This window comes from Kitasatospora sp. NPDC002227, from assembly GCF_040296285.1.
Classification (GTDB): Bacteria; Actinomycetota; Actinomycetes; order Streptomycetales; family Streptomycetaceae; genus Kitasatospora.
In genome coordinates this window covers 40,440-56,324 of the sequence record NZ_JBEOWY010000057.1, presented here as the reverse complement: position 1 = coordinate 56,324, position 15,885 = coordinate 40,440, and the positions used below count along the sequence as shown (strand labels likewise).

Below are 15,885 nucleotides of genomic sequence, written 5' to 3'. Positions count from 1 at the left end.
CTGCTCCAGCCGGAGCGGATCGGGGTCGTGCTCTCGGAGGAGTTCCAGCTCCACCCCGAGCAGTCCACCGACGCGATCGTGATCCACCACCCCGAAGCCAAGTACTTCAACGCTCGTTGACGCTGCCTCAGATTGCAGGAACAGGAGGATAGTTGTGTCAACAGATACCAAGTGCCTTCGTGGGCTGATGAAATCGAGCGAGCCGACGTTCTCGTTCGAATTCTTCCCCCCGAAAACCCCCGCCGGGGAGCAATCCCTCTGGCAGACCATTCGGCGGGTCGAAGCGGTCGCCCCCGCCTTTGTCTCGGTGACCTATGGCGCCGGTGGTTCCTCGCGGGAACGGACGATCGAGACGGTCGACCGGATCGTCCACGAGACCACCCTGCGACCGGTCGCGCACCTGACCGCCGTCGGCCACTCCGTGGCGGAACTGCGCGCCTTCATCCGTCAGTTGGCGGACTCCGGGATCAAGGACGTGCTGGCTCTGCGCGGCGACCCTCCGGGCGATCCGCAGGGGCCGTGGGAGCGGCACCCGGAAGGGTTCGAGCACGCCGCCGATCTGGTCCGCCTGGTCAAGGAGTGCGGGGACTTCACGGTCGGGGTCGCGGCCTTCCCCGAGCGGCACCCCCGGTCGGTGGACTGGGAGGCCGACGTCCGGCACTTCGTGGCCAAGTGCCGGGCCGGCGCGGACTACGCCATCACCCAGATGTTCTTCCGCGCCGAGGACTACCTGCGGCTGCGGGACAGGGTGGCGGCGGACGGCTGTGACACCCCGATCATCCCGGAGATCATGCCCGCCACCAGTGCCTCCCAGATCGCCCGCTTCGCCGCCCTGAGCAACGCCACCCTGCCGGACGGGCTCCGCGCGCAGCTGGAGGCCGCCGCGGGCGATCCGGCGCTCGGCCACCGGATCGGCGTCGAGCACGCCACCGCCCTCGCCGCCGACCTGCTCTCCGAGGGCGCCCCAGGCCTGCACTTCATCACTCTGAACAAGTCCCCGGCCGCGCTGGAGATCTACCGCGAGCTGGGCCTGCCGCGCGCTGCCCACCTCGCCTTGAGCGAGCAGTCCGCGCTCAGCACCGCAGCCTGAACCTTCTCTTCCGACACAGGAGTTACGTTGACCACCGCTGCTGACTACAAGGTCGCCGACATCTCCCTCGCCGCCTTCGGCCGCAAGGAGATCGAGCTGGCCGAGCACGAGATGCCCGGCTTGATGGCGATCCGCAAGGAGTACGCCGCCGCCCAGCCGCTGGCCGGCGCCCGGATCGTCGGCTCGCTGCACATGACCATCCAGACCGCCGTGCTGATCGAGACCCTGGTCGCCCTGGGCGCCGAGGTCCGCTGGGTCTCCTGCAACATCTTCTCCACCCAGGACCACGCGGCCGCCGCCATCGCCGCCGCCGGCATCCCCGTCTTCGCCTGGAAGGGCGAGACGCTCGAGGAGTACTGGTGGTGCACCGAGCAGGCCTTCACCTGGCCGGACGGTGAGGCGCCGAACATGATCCTGGACGACGGCGGCGACGCCACCCTGCTCGTCCACAAGGGCCTGGAGTACCAGAAGGCCGGCTCCGTGCCGGACCCGTCGACGGCCGACAACGAGGAGCTGGCCATCGTGCTCAAGCTCCTCGGGAGCAGCACGATCGACTGGGTGAAGGTCGCCGGGGAGATCAAGGGTGTGACGGAGGAGACCACCACGGGTGTCCACCGTCTGTACGAGATGCACCGTGACGGCAAGCTGCTGTTCCCGGCGATCAACGTCAACGACGCGGTGACCAAGTCGAAGTTCGACAACAAGTACGGCTGCCGCCACTCGCTGATCGACGGCATCAACCGTGGCACGGACGTGCTGATCGGTGGCAAGGTCGCCGTCGTGTTCGGTTACGGCGACGTGGGCAAGGGCTGTGCGGAGTCGCTGCGCGGCCAGGGTGCCCGCGTGATCGTGACCGAGATCGACCCGATCTGCGCGCTGCAGGCGGCGATGGACGGCTACCAGGTGACCACCCTGGACGAGGTCGTCTCGATCGCGGACATCTTCATCACCACGACGGGCAACAAGGACATCATCCTTGCCTCGGACATGGAGAAGATGAAGCACCAGGCGATCGTCGGCAACATCGGCCACTTCGACAACGAGATCGACATCGCGGGCCTGTCGAAGCTGCCGGGCATCGTGAAGACCGAGATCAAGCCGCAGGTCCACGAGTGGCGGTTCCCGCCGAAGGCGGGAGATGGGCAGAGCGCGGACGGCCACACCATCATCATGCTGTCCGAGGGCCGTCTGCTGAACCTGGGCAACGCGACCGGCCACCCGTCGTTCGTGATGTCCAACTCCTTCGCGAACCAGACGATCGCGCAGATCGAGCTGTTCACGAAGACCTCGCAGTACCCGGTCGGCGTGTACGTGCTGCCCAAGCACCTGGACGAGAAGGTCGCCCGTCTGCACCTGGACGCGCTGGGCGTGAAGCTCACCGTCCTGTCGCAGGAGCAGGCCGACTACATCGGTGTCCCGGTCGAGGGCCCGTACAAGCCCGAGCAGTACCGCTACTGACTCAGCGTCAGACTGGACAGGAGGCCACTGGTGGTGATCACCGACGACGTCGCGGTCCGCGACCCGCAGCTGCCGGCGAGGCTGCTGCTCACCGAGCGAGCCGAGCTGCTGCCGCTGCTGCGGCGCACGCCCGAGGAGTACTTCGACCGGCCGACGGCCTGCCCCGAGTGGACGGTGCGGCAGATGCTCGCGCACTGCTCCGCGGCGCTGGTGCGGATCGTGGAGGGGAGGCTGCCCGGCTTCACGCCCGAGAACAACGCGTGCGACGTGCTGGAGCGGGTGAACTGGCCGCTCTCCCGGGTGCTGGACGAACTGGACGAGGCGATGGTCACCGCCGGGCCGGCGATCGCCGAGGCGGACGGGCAGTGGGACGTGATCGCCCTCGGGGAGTGGGTGCACGCGGGTGACGTCCGCGACGCCTTCGGTGCCCCCGGGGCCTACGAAGGGGCAGGGTTGGAGGACGCACTGGCCCTGCTCCGCACGGCGAGCCGAATCCGCCTCACGCCCCGGGTGCACGCCAGTACCCGGCTCGGCGAGATGACCTTCGGCAATCTGGAGGACGGGCGCGATCCCGCCGAACTCATCACCGACCCGGGTACGTTGATCCGGCTCTACGCCGGCCGGCGGCCCGACCCGGACCGCTACCGGCTGATCGGAGCGGATCCGGCGGAGTTGGTGATCTACCGCTAGTACGCGGTGGTTCGAGGGCGGTCCCGGCTCAGGCCAGGGCCGCCCTCGGGCATGTGCGGACGTGCCCGGTCAGCGGACGGCGAGCGCCTCCCACCAGGCGGTGCCGGGGGCCGGGACGAGCGCGGTGATCTCCCGGGCCTCGGCGGGGGAGAGGCGGTCGGCCAGGCGCTGCTCCAGGTGGTCCAGGGCCGGGCACTGCCGGTGCCAGCGGACCAGCGCGGCGTCCTGCACGAGCAGGGCCGCGACCTCGGCGCAGTGCAGCGCGGGCTCGAGGGTGGCGGCCGTGTGCAGGTGGCGCAGCGCGGTGTCCAGGACGGCGGCGTGGTGCTCGCTCGGGTGGATGCCGCCGATGGTGGCGAGCCCGAGCTGGTAGTGCGCCCGCGCGTCCCGTGGATGGGCGGCCAGGTGTTGTTGCAGAGCGGTGGTGTCCCAGGTGGTGTCCAGCGACATGCGTCCCCCCGACGTGTGTGGCCGCCCAGGCCCTCTTGACGGACGGCGGCCACAGCCATTAAGTCCCTGCCGCTCGCGAGGGGCAAGGCGCGCGCGGGGGGCGCGTGGGGTCAGGGTAGGGACACCGGGGGGATCCGGTGCGGCCCCTCGGGTGGCGGGGCCGGGGAGTGGGGTGGCCGGAACCGGACAGTCCGGGACGGAGCCGGTGCGGTCAGACCCGGACCACCTGGAAGGCCTCGGCGAGGCGGCCGGCCGGGAGGCCGCCGTCGAGGGCGTGCTCGCTCTGCCAGTCGCGCAACAGGGCCTCCAGGTCGTCGAGATGGGCGGTCTGGGAGGTGTGCACGCTGAGCGCGGCGAGCTTGCGGGGGAACTGCTCGGTGACGTCCACCCAGTGGTTGGGGGTGGGGCCGGTCATCAGCCAGAGCTCGGGCACCTCCCAGATGTCCAGCTTCTCCTCGCGCAGCAGGGCGGGGTGGGCGAAGGGGTTGCGCGCGTCGGGGTAGACGGCGCGCAGCGCGGCCTCGCCGGCGGCCCGGTGGTCGGGGTGCAGGTCGGGCATCCGGCCCCAGTTGATCTCGGGGCTGGGCATGACGACGATCTGCGGCCTGGTCTGCCGGATCACCCGGGCCAGATCGCGGCGCAGGTCCATGCAGGGTTCGAGGCGGCCGTCGGGGTAGGAGAGGAACCTGACATCGTCCACCCCGCACATCTTCGCGGCCATCCGCTGCTCGGCCCGGCGCAGCGGCGAGATGGTCTGCCGGGGGAGAGCCTTGTCGAAGCCTCCGTTGTCGCCGTCGGTGAGCACGCAGTAGACCACCTCGGTGCCCTGGTCGGTCCACTGCATCACCGCCCCGGCGGCGCAGAACTCCACGTCGTCGGGGTGGGCCGTCACCACGAGCACCCGCTCGGGGTGCGCGGTGACGGCCGGGCCCGGTGCGTGCGGCAGGGGAGCGGGCGTCATGGGGGTGTCCTCTCGAGGCGGTCCGGCACAGCCCGGCCCGGCATCACGCGGGCGCGGGGACGGTCACAACCGGTGACGAAGGCGGGGTGGGCCGCTCGGCGTTCCCCCGCCAACTCCTGGACCGGCAAAATACCATGGCGGTAAAGTAATTTGGTCGAACCAAAACTCGCCGATCGGTCCGGAGCTGCTCCGTGATCAGCCCGCCGAGCGGTGGCGTCCTCACGCCACGGCGCCTACGCGCCGGTCGCCGGAGGTCCGCCGGCCCCTCCCGGCTGGCAGCATGGTCACCGAGATCAGGCCGTAACGGACGGAGCAGTCGATGAGATCCGAGCACCCGCCCGTCCGGGCCGCCCAGTCCGGCCGCTCGGCCCGGCCTCTCGAATGGCCCCGGACTTCGTCACCTTCGGTAGCCACGAGAAGGAGGTCCCACCCGTGACCGCCACCGCATGGATCACCGCCACCCCGCCCACCCCCAACGGAGAGCTCCACGTCGGCCACCTGGCCGGCCCCTATGTGGCCGCCGACGTGCTGCGCCGCTTCCTGCGTGCCGACGGCGAGCCGTGCAGGCTCACCAGCGGGCTCGACGACCACGACAGCGTGGTGGAGCTGTGCGCCCTCACCCAGGGCCGCAAGACGGAGGAGGTGGCCGACGGCTACGGCGAGGCCATCACCGTGGACTGGCGCCGGGCCGGGGTCGAGTTCGACCAGATCACCCACCCGCGCGCCGAGCCGGGCCACCTGGCGGCGGTGCGCGGGCTCTTCCAGGAGCTGCACGCCGAGGGCGTGATCGTGCCCCGCAGCCGCCTGCTGCCGTTCTGCGCCCCCTGCGACCGGCCGCTGCACGGCGCGTACGTCGGCGGCGGCTGCCCCTCCTGCGGCGCGCCCGCCCAGGGCAACCTGTGCCGCTCCTGCGCCCGCCCCAACGACTGCGGCGACCTGCTCGACCCGCACTGCGTGCTCTGCGGCACCCCGGCCGGGCTGCGCCAGGTGCGGCGGCTGTACCTGCCGCTGGAGCACTTCCGCCGCGAGCTGACGGAGTACTGGGCGGGCCTCGAACTGCCGCCCCGGCTCGCGGTGCTGTGCGACCGGCTGCTGCAGGACGGCCTGCCCGAGGTCGCCGTCAGCCACCCCGGCGACTGGGGTGTGGAGGTGCCGGTGGCGGGCTTCACCGAGCAGCGGATCGACCCCCGGTTCGAGCTGGCCGCCGGGCGCCTGCGCCAGCAGGAGGGCCGGGACGGCGGCCCGGTGGAGTTCTTCGGCTTCGACCGCGCCTACGTGCACCTGGCGCTCGTCCCGGCCGTGCTGAGCGCCCGCGGCGCGGCGCTGCCCAGCGCCTTCCAGGTCAACGAGCACTACCGGCTGGACGGCCGGCGCTTCTCCACCGGAGCCCGGCACGCCGTCTGGGCGCTGGACGCGCTCACCGAGGCGGGCTCGGACACACTGCGCCGCCACGTGCTCAGCGAGCGTCCCGAGGGCCGCCCGGCCGACTTCGACCCGGCCGCCCTGGACGCCACCCGCGAGCACCTGCAGGGCAGTTGGAACAGCTGGCTGGCCACCCTCTTCACCGCCCTGCGCGAGGACTGCGACGGCCTGCGGCCCGAGCAGGAGCCCGGCGGCGCCGGCTGGGCCCAGCTGCGCGAGCGCCTCGAGCGGACGGCGGGCGACCTGCGCTGCGCGTACGGGCCGCTCGGCTTCTCGCCCCGGCGGGTGGTCGCACTCCTTGACGAAGTCGTCCGCCTGGCCGAGGACTTCCACGCCGTGAACGCCCACGAGCGGGACCGGCCGAGCGGGGCCGAGCGCTACCGGGCCTCGCTGAGCGCCGAGTTGGCCATCGCCGCCGCCCTGGCCGCCTGGGCCTGGCCGGTGATGCCCGAGGGCGCCGAGCGCCTGGCCTGCGCCCTCGGCCTGCCGGCCGGCGGCCCGGTGACCGCCGCCGCGCTCACCCCGCCCGCACCGGGCACCCGGCCGGCCCCGCCGAGCGGGCCGGTCTTCGGGTACTGAGTCGTCCGTCCGTCGAACCACGGGCCGCTCTGCCCCGCACCATCCATCTCCGCCCTGACGAGCACGAGGAGCGTGTCCGGAGTGAGGAACTTGGCTGTCCAACCGTCGTCCGTGTCGACCCTGCCCGGTGCCGCCCGGCCCTCCCTCGGGCGGGGCGGCATCCGGGTCCGCCGGGTGGCCATGCTGAGTGTGCACACCTCGCCGCTGCACCAGCCGGGCACCGGCGACGCGGGCGGCATGAACGTCTACATCCTCGAGCTGGCCCGCCGGCTGGCCTGTCTGGGAACCGAGGTGGACGTGTTCACCCGGCGGACCTCGATGGAGCTGCCCGCTGTGGTGGAGGCCGCCCCCGGAGTCCGGGTGCGGCACGTCCCGGCGGGCCCGCCGGGCCCGGTGCCCAAGGAGCGGCTGCCCAGGCTGCTGCCGGCCTTCGCCGAGGAGGTGGTGCGCACGGCCCGCGAACTGGGCGTGCGCTACGACGTGGTGCACTCGCACTACTGGCTCTCCGGCCAGGCCGGGCGCGAGATCGCCGCCCGCTGGGACGTGCCGCTGGTGCACACCATGCATACCATGGCGAAGGTCAAGAACGCCGCGCTGGCCGCCGGGGACACCCCCGAGCCGCTGGTGCGGGTGCTCGGCGAGATGGGCCTGGCCGACACCGCGGACCGGCTGATCGCCAACACCGCCGCCGAGCAGGCCGAGCTGGTCGGCCACTACGACGCGCCGCCGGAGCGCACCGCCGTGGTGCACCCCGGCGTCTGCCTGGACAACTTCCGCCCGCTGGACGGCCGGGGCGCCGCCCGGCGGCGGCTGGGGCTGCCCGCCGACGCCCTGGTGGTGCTCTTCGCCGGGCGGATCCAGCCGCTCAAGGCTCCCGACGTGCTGCTGCATGCGGTGGCCGAACTGCTGCGCCTGCGGCCCGCGTTGCGCGGCCGGCTGCTCGTCCCGGTGATCGGCGGCCTGAGCGGCGCCGGCGCGGGCTACCCCGAGCAGTGCCGTCGGCTCGCCGAGGAGCTGGGCGTGGCCGACTCCGTCAGCTTCCGCCCGCCGGTGCGCCAGGCCGACCTCGCCCACTGGTACCGGGCGGCGGACGTGCTGACCGTGCCCTCGCACAGCGAGTCCTTCGGGCTGGTCGCCCTGGAGGCCCAGGCCTGCGGAACTCCCGTGCTGGCGGCGGCCGTCGGCGGCCTGCCGGTGGCGGTACGGGACGGGGTGACGGGGCTGCTGGTGGAGGGCCACGACCCGGTGGCGTACGCCCGGGCGCTCTGCCGTTTCGCGGACGACCCGGCCTGGGCGGCGACGCTCGGCGCGGCGGCCGTCCGGCACGCGGAGGGCTTCGGGTGGGAGGCGTGCGCACGGGCGACCGAGCGGGTCTACGCCGAGACGCGGACGGCCCGTTGGGCCTCGCGGCACCTGGTGGGGGCGGTCGCCTCCTGAGCACACTGAGCACACTGAGCACACGGGCCGGTCGAGGGCGGGGCAGGGGCGACGGCACGCCCCTGCCCCGTCTTGGCGTGCGGCCCTCCTGGAGGTGACGGGTGCGCGCCGGATCAGGTTAGCACCAGATTTGATCCGCCAAAATCTATGGGACGCTCAGGAGTATTCGCCCAGGTCGCGAACGGGACTGTGTCACCTCGTGTTTCGGTGGCACGTCCGCGCCATGGCCGGGGCGCGACGCCCGGAGCACTGGAGGTCACGGTCACGGCGGGGAAGGATCGGAGCATCGCCCGGAGCCGACGGCACGGCCGGGCGAGACACCCCACACCCCGCATTCCTGGAGGAAGAGCATGTCCAGCGACATCCTGTGGCCGCCGCCCGCCCCGCCGGTGCCGTCCAAGGGCTGACCAGCCCCGTACCGCACCAAGGAAGGAAGAGCGTGACCACTGTCGTCGAACCCGCCGCCCCTCAGCTCGGCTGCGCGCTGCCGCCGCTGCACATCCTCGCCTTCGACCCGCGGGACCTCCCGCCCGGCCGCCGCCCCGGCGTCCCGGCGGCCGATCTCGCCGAGTACCACGCCCAGTTGGCCGTCCTGCGGCGGGCTGCCGCCGAGGGCGACACCGCACAGTTCGCCGCGACGGCGACGGCGGCGGCCATGCTGCAGACCCGGACCCGGCCCCGGCCCGTCGTGCAGCGGCTGGCCCAGCGGCTCCTGCTCTGGGGCGCGATCGGGATCCAGGCGGAGCAGGACTCCTCCCTGCTCGGCCTCCTCTACGACCCGCAGGCCCCGGACCTCGAGGACCGGGTCATCCGCAGCCGCAACGGCCTGGCGCGGCTCGGCATCCGCCGCACCTGGCGGATAGACGCAGGCTGAACTCCGCTTCGTAGGGGCGCGGTCCCCCGCGCCCCTACGGCTGCTGCCGGCAGTCCGGGCACACACCGTGGAAGACCAGCTCCGCCTCCGCCATCCGCCAGCCGCGCAGGCCCTTGCGGGGGGCCGGCGGCACCTCGGCGGACACATTGGCCACGCGGCCGCAGCCGCTGCACAGGGCGTGCTGGTGCGCCTCCCCGGCCAGCTCGAACACGGCCGGGCGGCCCGGGCGTTCGAACTTGCGGACCAGGCCGGTCTCCATGAAATGGCGGAGCATCTCGTAGACCGCCTGGCTGGTCAGCGTGCCGAGGCGGGCCCGGGCCAGGTCGGTGATCGACTCCACGTCGAGGTGCTCGCCGGAGGCGAGCAGCTGGAGCACCTCGAGCCGGGGCCCGGTGACCCGCAGCCCCACGTCCCGGAGCCGCTGGACGACCGCGTCCCGCTCCGTGGCCACACTCCCGCGCTCCATCAACCCGTGCTCCAGCGATACGGCCAAACCTTTGGTGCCATCGTAGCTGGCGCGGGCCCCGCGGCGAGCGCCGTCAGTCCAGCCAGCCGAGCTTGGCCGCCCGCACCCCGGCCTCGAAGCGGCTCGTGGTGCCGAGCTCCTGCATCACCTCGGCCAGCACCCGGCTCAGGGTGCGCAGCGAGATGCCGAGCGAGCGGGCGATCCGCTCGTCCTTCATGCCAGCCCCGAGCATCCGGATCGCCGCGTGCTGCTGCTCGGTCAGGCGGTGGCCGCCCCGGCGCTGCTCCTCGCTGCGGCCGAAGACGGCGGAGGTGTGCCAGCAGTACTCGTACAGGGCGAGGTAGGAGCGGACCAGCGCCGGGCCGCGGGCCAGCAGGGCGCCGGTCTGCAGGCGCTCGGGGTCGATCGGCAGCAGGGCGAAGCGGCGGTCGCTGAGGATCATGTTGAGCGGCACCACGGGGGAGAGGCGGACCTCCACCCCGAGCTCGGTCTGCTGGGCGAAGAAGTCGGCCAGCGCCGGCACGGTGGCGAACCGCTGCTGGTAGATGGCGCGCACATGGGCGCCGGAGGCGATCAGACGGCGGTCCCGCTCCAGGGCCTCGTGCAGGAACTCGCCGGTCGGCAGGGCGCCGGGGTGCATCGAGGCGATCTCGTGCTTGGCGGTGTCGGAGAGGTCCTCCAGCGCCTGGGAGATCCGCCGGGGGCTGGTCAGCAGCTCGACCTCGATCTCGGCGCTGTGCGCGCCGCCGCCGCGCATGTAGCGCCCGGCGAGGTCCTCGATGGCGCTGTAGCGCTCCTCGGCCCGCTGCTGACGGGCCCGCATGTCCTGCTGCTCGTAGGCGAGCATCCGCAGCAGGGCGATCTCCGGGTCCACCACGGCGATGGTGGTCGGTTCGTCGTCGGGGCCGGGCTCGGCGATCAGGCCGAGCTGCAGCAGTTCGACCCAGCAGCTCTGCGCGTCCTGGTCGGTCATCCCCAGCTCGGCGGTCAACTCGCCGAAGTTGCAAGCCCCCCGGGTGCGCAGCTCCTGGTACAGCTCCAGCGCCTGCTCCGACGTGCTGCCGTTCGAGTTGCCGTTGGTCGGCCTTGACACCCCGAACACCGTCCCCCATGCATTGCCTACGTACTTCCCGTACGGACCCTTTCACATCCGGCCGGGCGCCCCGGCGGCAATGCGGAAGATGTGAGCTGGATCACGCGGGCGTACGAAGGATCACCGTCGGTGGCAGAGCAGGAAGACGCTCTCGGTGCGGGAGTCCAGCGGGTGGCTGTCGCGCAGGGTGATCCGCAGGCCGGCCGCCCGCAGTTCGGCGGCCAGCCGCTCGGGGTCGACCAGCCATTTGCGGGTGGCGTGGACGCGCCGCAGGCCGTCCCGGGCGCGGGTGTAGTAGACGATCTCCTCGCGGGCGGCGGTGGTGTCGAAGCTCTGGCGGGCCGTCACCATGTCGTCCGCCGCGCCGTAGCGGGGCACCCGGAAGACCCAGTTGCGCACCGGGTCGGCGGCCAGGCCGGCCGGGCGGTGCACGGTGTAGTCGAGGGCCAGCGCGCCGTGGGGGGTGAGGTGGCCGGTGATCTCGGCCAGCAGGGCGGGGCGGGCGGCGGGGTCGACGGCCGAGATCATCGCCCCGGCCAGCATCGCGAAGCCGTAGCTGCGCCGCAGTCGCAGGTCGGCCAGTTCGGCCCGGGTGGCGGTCACCGCCTGCTGCGCCGTCGGCCCGCTGCGCAGGGCCCAGGCGCGCAGGCGGCCCAGACAGGACTCGTCCCGGTCCACCGCCTCGACCTGGAAGCCGTGGTGGGCGAAGGGCACCGCCAGGCGCCCGGCACCGCAGCCGAGGTCGAGCACCGGGCCGCCGGTGGCGCGGGCGGCCCGCAGGTAGCCGAGGATGTCGGCGCTGTGCGGGTTGAGCAGGTGGTCCTGGAGCCAGTCCGTCCCGGCCGTGGCGGGGGCCACGGACTCGAGCCCGGGCAGCCAGTCCGGCTCCCGCCAGGCGAGGGCGGGGGCGGGCGCGGCCACCGGGTGTCCGGTGCCGGGTCGTCGGCGAGGTTCGGTCGGGGCGGTCAGGGTGGCCCCGGACAGGCTGATCGCGGCCATGGCTCCTCCAGGTGTTCGCGGAACTCCTGGAATCCAACTCTCCGCCGCCCGAGCAGGGCCAGCCGCAGCCGGGGCGGCCACCTGCGATGGCGTGGGGACGCCACCTGACACAGTAGTGTTCCCGCTGGTCGGAGGCGGTCCGAGGGCCGCCGGGGAAGGGCCCGGGCGGTGGCACCTCGTCAGGTCCGGCCGACTGTGTCAGGTCGATGTCAGGTCCGCGACCCGGCGGTGTCCCGGACCGTGCGGTGCAGCCGGAGCAGGCCCGGGCCGTCCTCCTCCTCGGCCGCCGGGGCGGCCGCCTGCTCGGGGGCGAATCCGTGGCTGACGAAGAAGGGGTACATCGGGTCGTTCTCGCCGTAGACGGCGACCCACTGCTGCTCGGCGCCGCGCTCGAGCTGCTGGCGGGTGACGGCGCGCATCAGTGCACCGCCGACATCCAGATGGCCGTGCTTCCCACTGGTGCACAAGGTATAGACCTCGCCGGATCCGACGGTGGTGATACCGCCCGCACCCGCGCCCGCGAGTTCCCCGTCGGCCCGGGCGATTACCCAGCCCAGCCAGCCGTCGCCGGCACCCGTGGCGCCAATCTCGGCGGAAATGCGCTCGACGGTGCAGTAACGGGCGATCAGCCGCTCCGTCCGGTAACCGCCGAGGAACTCGGCGTAGTTCTCCCGCCAGGCCCGTGCGAGGAGCATGGAGATCTCTGCTGCCTCGGCCGCTACGGCGGGCCGCAGTTCCAGCACGTCGTCCATCACACTTCCCTTTGCTTTCGACACCTGGGCGCTGCGGATCGCTTGGAGGGGCGCCGGGCCGTCGGGAGTCAGTAAAGCGAGTATATTCACCGGGATCAAGATCTATGTGAGAACCGCGATATTTCGAAACCGACTGTTGCCAGTGGCATCGGGGTGCCGGGAGGAAATGTCCGGTACCGTGTTTCCCTGTGTTGCGCGGTGTTACCGCTCTGCGAATTTACTAAGGAATATGGTAGACGGCCGAATACGCCGAAGGCCGGACCAAGTGGTCCGGCCTCGGGTGGTGCGGCGGGGTTCAGGCGGTGCGCTCCCGGTTGTCCGGCAGGGCGGCGAAGCCGCGCAGCCGGAGGCTGTTGGAGACCACGAAGACCGAGGAGAAGGCCATCGCGGCCCCCGCGATCATCGGGTTGAGCAGGCCCGCCGCCGCCAGCGGGATCGCCGCGACGTTGTAGGCGAAGGCCCAGAACAGGTTGCTCTTGATGGTCGAGAGCGTCTTGCGGGCCAGCCGGATGGCGTCCGCCGCGATCCTGAGGTCACCGCGGACCAGGGTCAGGTCGGCCGCCTCGATCGCGGCGTCCGTGCCGGTGCCCATCGCCAGGCCCAGGTCGGCCTGGGCCAGCGCCGCCGCGTCGTTGACGCCGTCGCCGACCATCGCCACCTTGCGGCCCTCGCCCTGCAGCCGCTTGACCACGCTCACCTTGTCGGCGGGCAGCACCTCGGCGATGACCTCCTCGATGCCCACCTCGGCGGCCACCGAGCGGGCCACCGTCTCGTTGTCACCGGTCAGCAGCACCGGGGTCAGGCCGAGCGCCCGCAGCTGGCGGATCGCCGCCGCCGACGTCGGCTTGACCACGTCCGAGACCACAAGGACGCCCCGGGCCCGCCCGTCCCAGCCGACCGCGACGGCGGTACGGCCCTGTGCCTCGGCCGCCGCCTTCGCGGCCGTCAGCTCCTCGCCCAGCGGCTGGCTCCACTCCTCCAGGAGGCGGGTGCGGCCGACCAGCACGGCGTGGGTGACGTCACCCTCGCCCGCGACCACGCCCTGGACGCCCAGGCCCTCGACGTTGGCGAAGCCCTCCACCTTCGGCAGCGAACCGACCCGCTGGGTGGCGCCCTTGGCGATCGCCTGGGCGATCGGGTGCTCGGAGGCGTCCTCCAGTGCGCCGGCCAGCCGCAGGATCTGCTCGGCGTTCTCCCCGGCCGCCGGCACGACCTCCACCAGTGACATCTGACCGGTGGTCACCGTGCCGGTCTTGTCGAGCACCACGGTGTCGATGCCCTGGGTGGACTCCAGCACCTCGGGGCCCTTGATCAGGATGCCCAGCTGCGCACCGCGCCCGGTGCCGACCATCAGCGCGGTCGGCGTGGCCAGACCGAGGGCGCAGGGGCAGGCGATGATGAGCACGGCCACCGCCGCCGTGAAGGCCGAGCTGATGCCCGCGCCGGTGCCCAGCCAGAAGCCGAGGGTGGCCACGGCGAGCGCGATCACGACGGGCACGAAGATGCCCGAGACCTTGTCGGCCAGACGCTGCACCTCGGCCTTGCCGTTCTGCGCGTCCTCCACCAGCCTTGCCATCTGCGCCAGTTGGGTGTCCGCGCCGACCCGGGTGGCCCGGACCAGCAGGCGCCCGCCGGCGTTCACGGTGGCGCCGGTCACGGCGTCGCCGGGGGAGACCTCCACCGGCACCGACTCACCGGTGAGCATGCTGGCGTCGATCGCCGAGGTGCCCTCCGTGATGATGCCGTCGGTGGCCACCTTCTCGCCCGGGCGCACCACGAACACGTCGCCGACGGCGAGTTGGCCCACCGGCACCCGCTCCTCGCGGCCGCCGCGCAGGATCGCGACGTCCTTGGAGCCGAGCTCGAGCAGCGCCCGCAGGGCGGAGCCGGCCTTCCGCTTGGACCGGACCTCGAAGTAGCGGCCCGCCAGGATGAAGGTGGTGACGCCGGCCGCCGCCTCCAGGTAGATGTTGCCCGCGCCGTCGCTGCGCCCGATGGTCAGCTCGAACGGGTGGCGCATGCCGGGCGTCCCGGCGGTGCCGAGGAAGAGCGCGTACAGGGACCAGAGCATCGCGGCCAGCGTGCCGACCGAGATCAGGGTGTCCATGGTGGCGGCGCCGTGCCGCAGGTTCTTCCAGGCCGCCCGGTGGAACGGCCAGGCGCCGTAGGTGACCACGGGCGCGGCCAGGGTGAGGGAGGCCCACTGCCAGTAGTCGAACTGCAGCGCCGGGACCATCGCCAGCAGGATCACCGGCACCGAGAGCACGATCGAGGTGACCAGGCGCTCGCGCAGCGGCCGGGTCGGGTCGGCGGCCTCGGCCACCGGCTCGGCCGGCCCGCCGTCGGCCGCGGGCGGCGGCGGGAGGAAGGCCTGGTAGCCGATCTTCTCCACCTCGGCGACCAGGTCGGCCGGGGCGACGGTGCCCGCGTAGCTGACCTTGGCCTTCTCGGTGGCGTAGTTGACGGTGGCGGTGACGCCCGCCATCTTGTTCAGCCGCTTCTCGATCCGCGACGCGCAGGAGGCGCAGGTCATCCCGCTGATCTCCAGCTCGACGGTCGCGTCGGCTGCCTGGGCCGCGGCCGTGACGGCCTCGGCGGTGTGTTGGGTGGCGGAGCTCATTGCCCCCTCCTCGCGGGTGCGTGAGTCGGCTGGGTCAGTGGTGGTGGGCGGTCTCGGAGGCCGCCGGGGCCGGGCCGGTGGGTGCGGCCGCGTGCGCGGTGAAGGCCGCGGTGTGCACGGTGTCGCCGTGCTTGAAGTCCATGAACAGGCGGTAGTCGCCGGTGGTCGGGGCCTGCACGTAGAAGGTGATGCCGGGGCCGGCGGGCGTGCGGCCGTCACCCGGGGCGCCCTCGGGGTGCACGTGCAGGTAGGCGAGGTCGCCGTCGCGCAGCGCGACCAGGTGCCCGTAGGCGGCCAGGTAGGGCTGGAGGTCGGTGACCGGCTTGCCGTCCCTGCTCACGCTCAGGGTGAGCTTCGAGGTGCGGCCGGCCTCCAGCTTGCCGTCCAAGGTGACGGTGTATCCGTCGATTTCGTACGTGGCGGAAGGTGCCGGGAGCGGCGCGGGCTGGTAGTCACCGGCGGCCGAGATGTCCGCCCCGAGGGTCATGCCCTCGCCGTCGGCGGGCTGGAAGTCGGTGAACATCCGGTACTGGCCGGGCGCGGGCAGGGTCAGCGGGTAGTGCCAGGTGCCGTCCGCGTCCAGGGAGGGGTGCACGTGGATGAAGTCGGCGAGGTCGCGCCGCACCACGATCAGGTGCAGGTCCTTCTCGTGGGTGGCGGCGTACTTCGTGACGGGCTTGCCGTCGGGGCCGCGCAGGACGAAGGCGAGGTCCTGCGGCTGACCTGCGTGGAAGACCCGGTTGACGGGCTCGAGGGTGTAGCCGTGCTGGGAGATCATCAGTCCTCCTGGTACGTCGTCGGCCGGGGCGCCGGCCCCGTGGCCGCTGTGCTCGTCTTCGGTGCTGCCGTTCTTGGCGTCGTGCTGCATGCCGGCGTGCGCGGCCGGCTTGCCGGTGTCGCCGACCGGGCCGACGGCGTGGCCGATCCCGGCTGCCGCGCCGAGTACGACGGCGAGGCCCAGGGCGAAGGTGCTGAGTTTGGCGGGGGTGTTCAC

The 15,885-nt window shown here is 72.7% G+C and carries 14 protein-coding genes; 6 read left to right on the top strand and 8 right to left on the bottom strand.

Annotated elements, in window-relative coordinates; genetic code table 11:
* Positions 1 to 187: 187 nt before the first annotated feature.
* Genes metF through ABT095_RS33300 form a run of 3 tightly spaced genes read left to right on the top strand, consistent with a single transcriptional unit; the run spans position 188 to position 3,238 of the window.
* Positions 188 to 1,090, top strand: coding sequence for a methylenetetrahydrofolate reductase [NAD(P)H] (gene metF, locus ABT095_RS33310; protein ID WP_350533297.1), 903 nt, complete (start codon positions 188 to 190; stop codon positions 1,088 to 1,090).
* Positions 1,091 to 1,117: 27 nt separating this feature from the next.
* A complete protein-coding gene (gene ahcY, locus ABT095_RS33305) occupies positions 1,118 to 2,548 on the top strand; it encodes an adenosylhomocysteinase (protein WP_350533296.1) in 1,431 nt (476 codons plus the stop codon).
* Between the two features lie 30 nt (positions 2,549 to 2,578).
* Positions 2,579 to 3,238: a maleylpyruvate isomerase family mycothiol-dependent enzyme gene (locus tag ABT095_RS33300; protein WP_350533295.1), complete on the top strand. Its 660-nt coding sequence runs from the start codon at positions 2,579 to 2,581 to the stop codon at positions 3,236 to 3,238.
* Positions 3,239 to 3,307: 69 nt separating this feature from the next.
* On the opposite strand, the gene ABT095_RS33295 is transcribed toward ABT095_RS33300, so the two are convergent.
* Complete coding sequence (locus tag ABT095_RS33295) at positions 3,308 to 3,688, bottom strand: hypothetical protein (protein WP_350533294.1); 381 nt, start codon at positions 3,686 to 3,688, stop codon at positions 3,308 to 3,310.
* A gap of 211 nt (positions 3,689 to 3,899) precedes the next feature.
* Positions 3,900 to 4,649, bottom strand: a complete 750-nt coding sequence (locus ABT095_RS33290) for a PIG-L deacetylase family protein (RefSeq protein ID WP_350533293.1) — start codon at positions 4,647 to 4,649, stop codon at positions 3,900 to 3,902.
* 432 nt (positions 4,650 to 5,081) lie between these two features.
* On the opposite strand from ABT095_RS33290, the gene ABT095_RS33285 reads away from it, so the two are divergent.
* From ABT095_RS33285 to ABT095_RS33275, 3 genes are all read left to right on the top strand, one after another.
* The gene (locus ABT095_RS33285) at positions 5,082 to 6,650 is read left to right on the top strand and encodes a class I tRNA ligase family protein (RefSeq protein ID WP_350533292.1); all 1,569 of its coding nucleotides are present in this window, start codon (positions 5,082 to 5,084) and stop codon (positions 6,648 to 6,650) included.
* Between the two features lie 111 nt (positions 6,651 to 6,761).
* On the top strand, positions 6,762 to 8,087 hold the full coding sequence (gene mshA, locus ABT095_RS33280; RefSeq protein ID WP_350533291.1) for a D-inositol-3-phosphate glycosyltransferase: 1,326 nt from the start codon (positions 6,762 to 6,764) through the stop codon (positions 8,085 to 8,087).
* Between the two features lie 439 nt (positions 8,088 to 8,526).
* Entirely contained in the window at positions 8,527 to 8,961 is a 435-nt protein-coding gene (locus ABT095_RS33275) for a hypothetical protein (RefSeq protein ID WP_350533290.1), read from the top strand.
* A gap of 34 nt (positions 8,962 to 8,995) precedes the next feature.
* Here ABT095_RS33275 and ABT095_RS33270 read toward each other — a convergent pair whose 3' ends face one another.
* The 6 genes from ABT095_RS33270 to ABT095_RS33245 all read right to left on the bottom strand — a co-directional run bounded on the left by ABT095_RS33270 (position 8,996) and on the right by ABT095_RS33245 (position 15,885).
* The gene (locus tag ABT095_RS33270; RefSeq protein WP_350533289.1) at positions 8,996 to 9,412 is read right to left on the bottom strand and encodes a Fur family transcriptional regulator; all 417 of its coding nucleotides are present in this window, start codon (positions 9,410 to 9,412) and stop codon (positions 8,996 to 8,998) included.
* A gap of 88 nt (positions 9,413 to 9,500) precedes the next feature.
* The gene (locus tag ABT095_RS33265) at positions 9,501 to 10,520 is read right to left on the bottom strand and encodes a helix-turn-helix transcriptional regulator (RefSeq protein ID WP_350533288.1); all 1,020 of its coding nucleotides are present in this window, start codon (positions 10,518 to 10,520) and stop codon (positions 9,501 to 9,503) included.
* A gap of 120 nt (positions 10,521 to 10,640) precedes the next feature.
* Positions 10,641 to 11,519: a class I SAM-dependent methyltransferase gene (locus ABT095_RS33260; protein ID WP_350533287.1), complete on the bottom strand. Its 879-nt coding sequence runs from the start codon at positions 11,517 to 11,519 to the stop codon at positions 10,641 to 10,643.
* A 209-nt stretch (positions 11,520 to 11,728) separates the two neighbouring features.
* Positions 11,729 to 12,271, bottom strand: a complete 543-nt coding sequence (locus ABT095_RS33255; RefSeq protein WP_350533286.1) for a GNAT family N-acetyltransferase — start codon at positions 12,269 to 12,271, stop codon at positions 11,729 to 11,731.
* A gap of 295 nt (positions 12,272 to 12,566) precedes the next feature.
* Complete coding sequence (locus tag ABT095_RS33250; protein WP_350533285.1) at positions 12,567 to 14,891, bottom strand: heavy metal translocating P-type ATPase; 2,325 nt, start codon at positions 14,889 to 14,891, stop codon at positions 12,567 to 12,569.
* 34 nt (positions 14,892 to 14,925) lie between these two features.
* Entirely contained in the window at positions 14,926 to 15,885 is a 960-nt protein-coding gene (locus tag ABT095_RS33245; RefSeq protein ID WP_350533284.1) for a DUF8832 domain-containing protein, read from the bottom strand.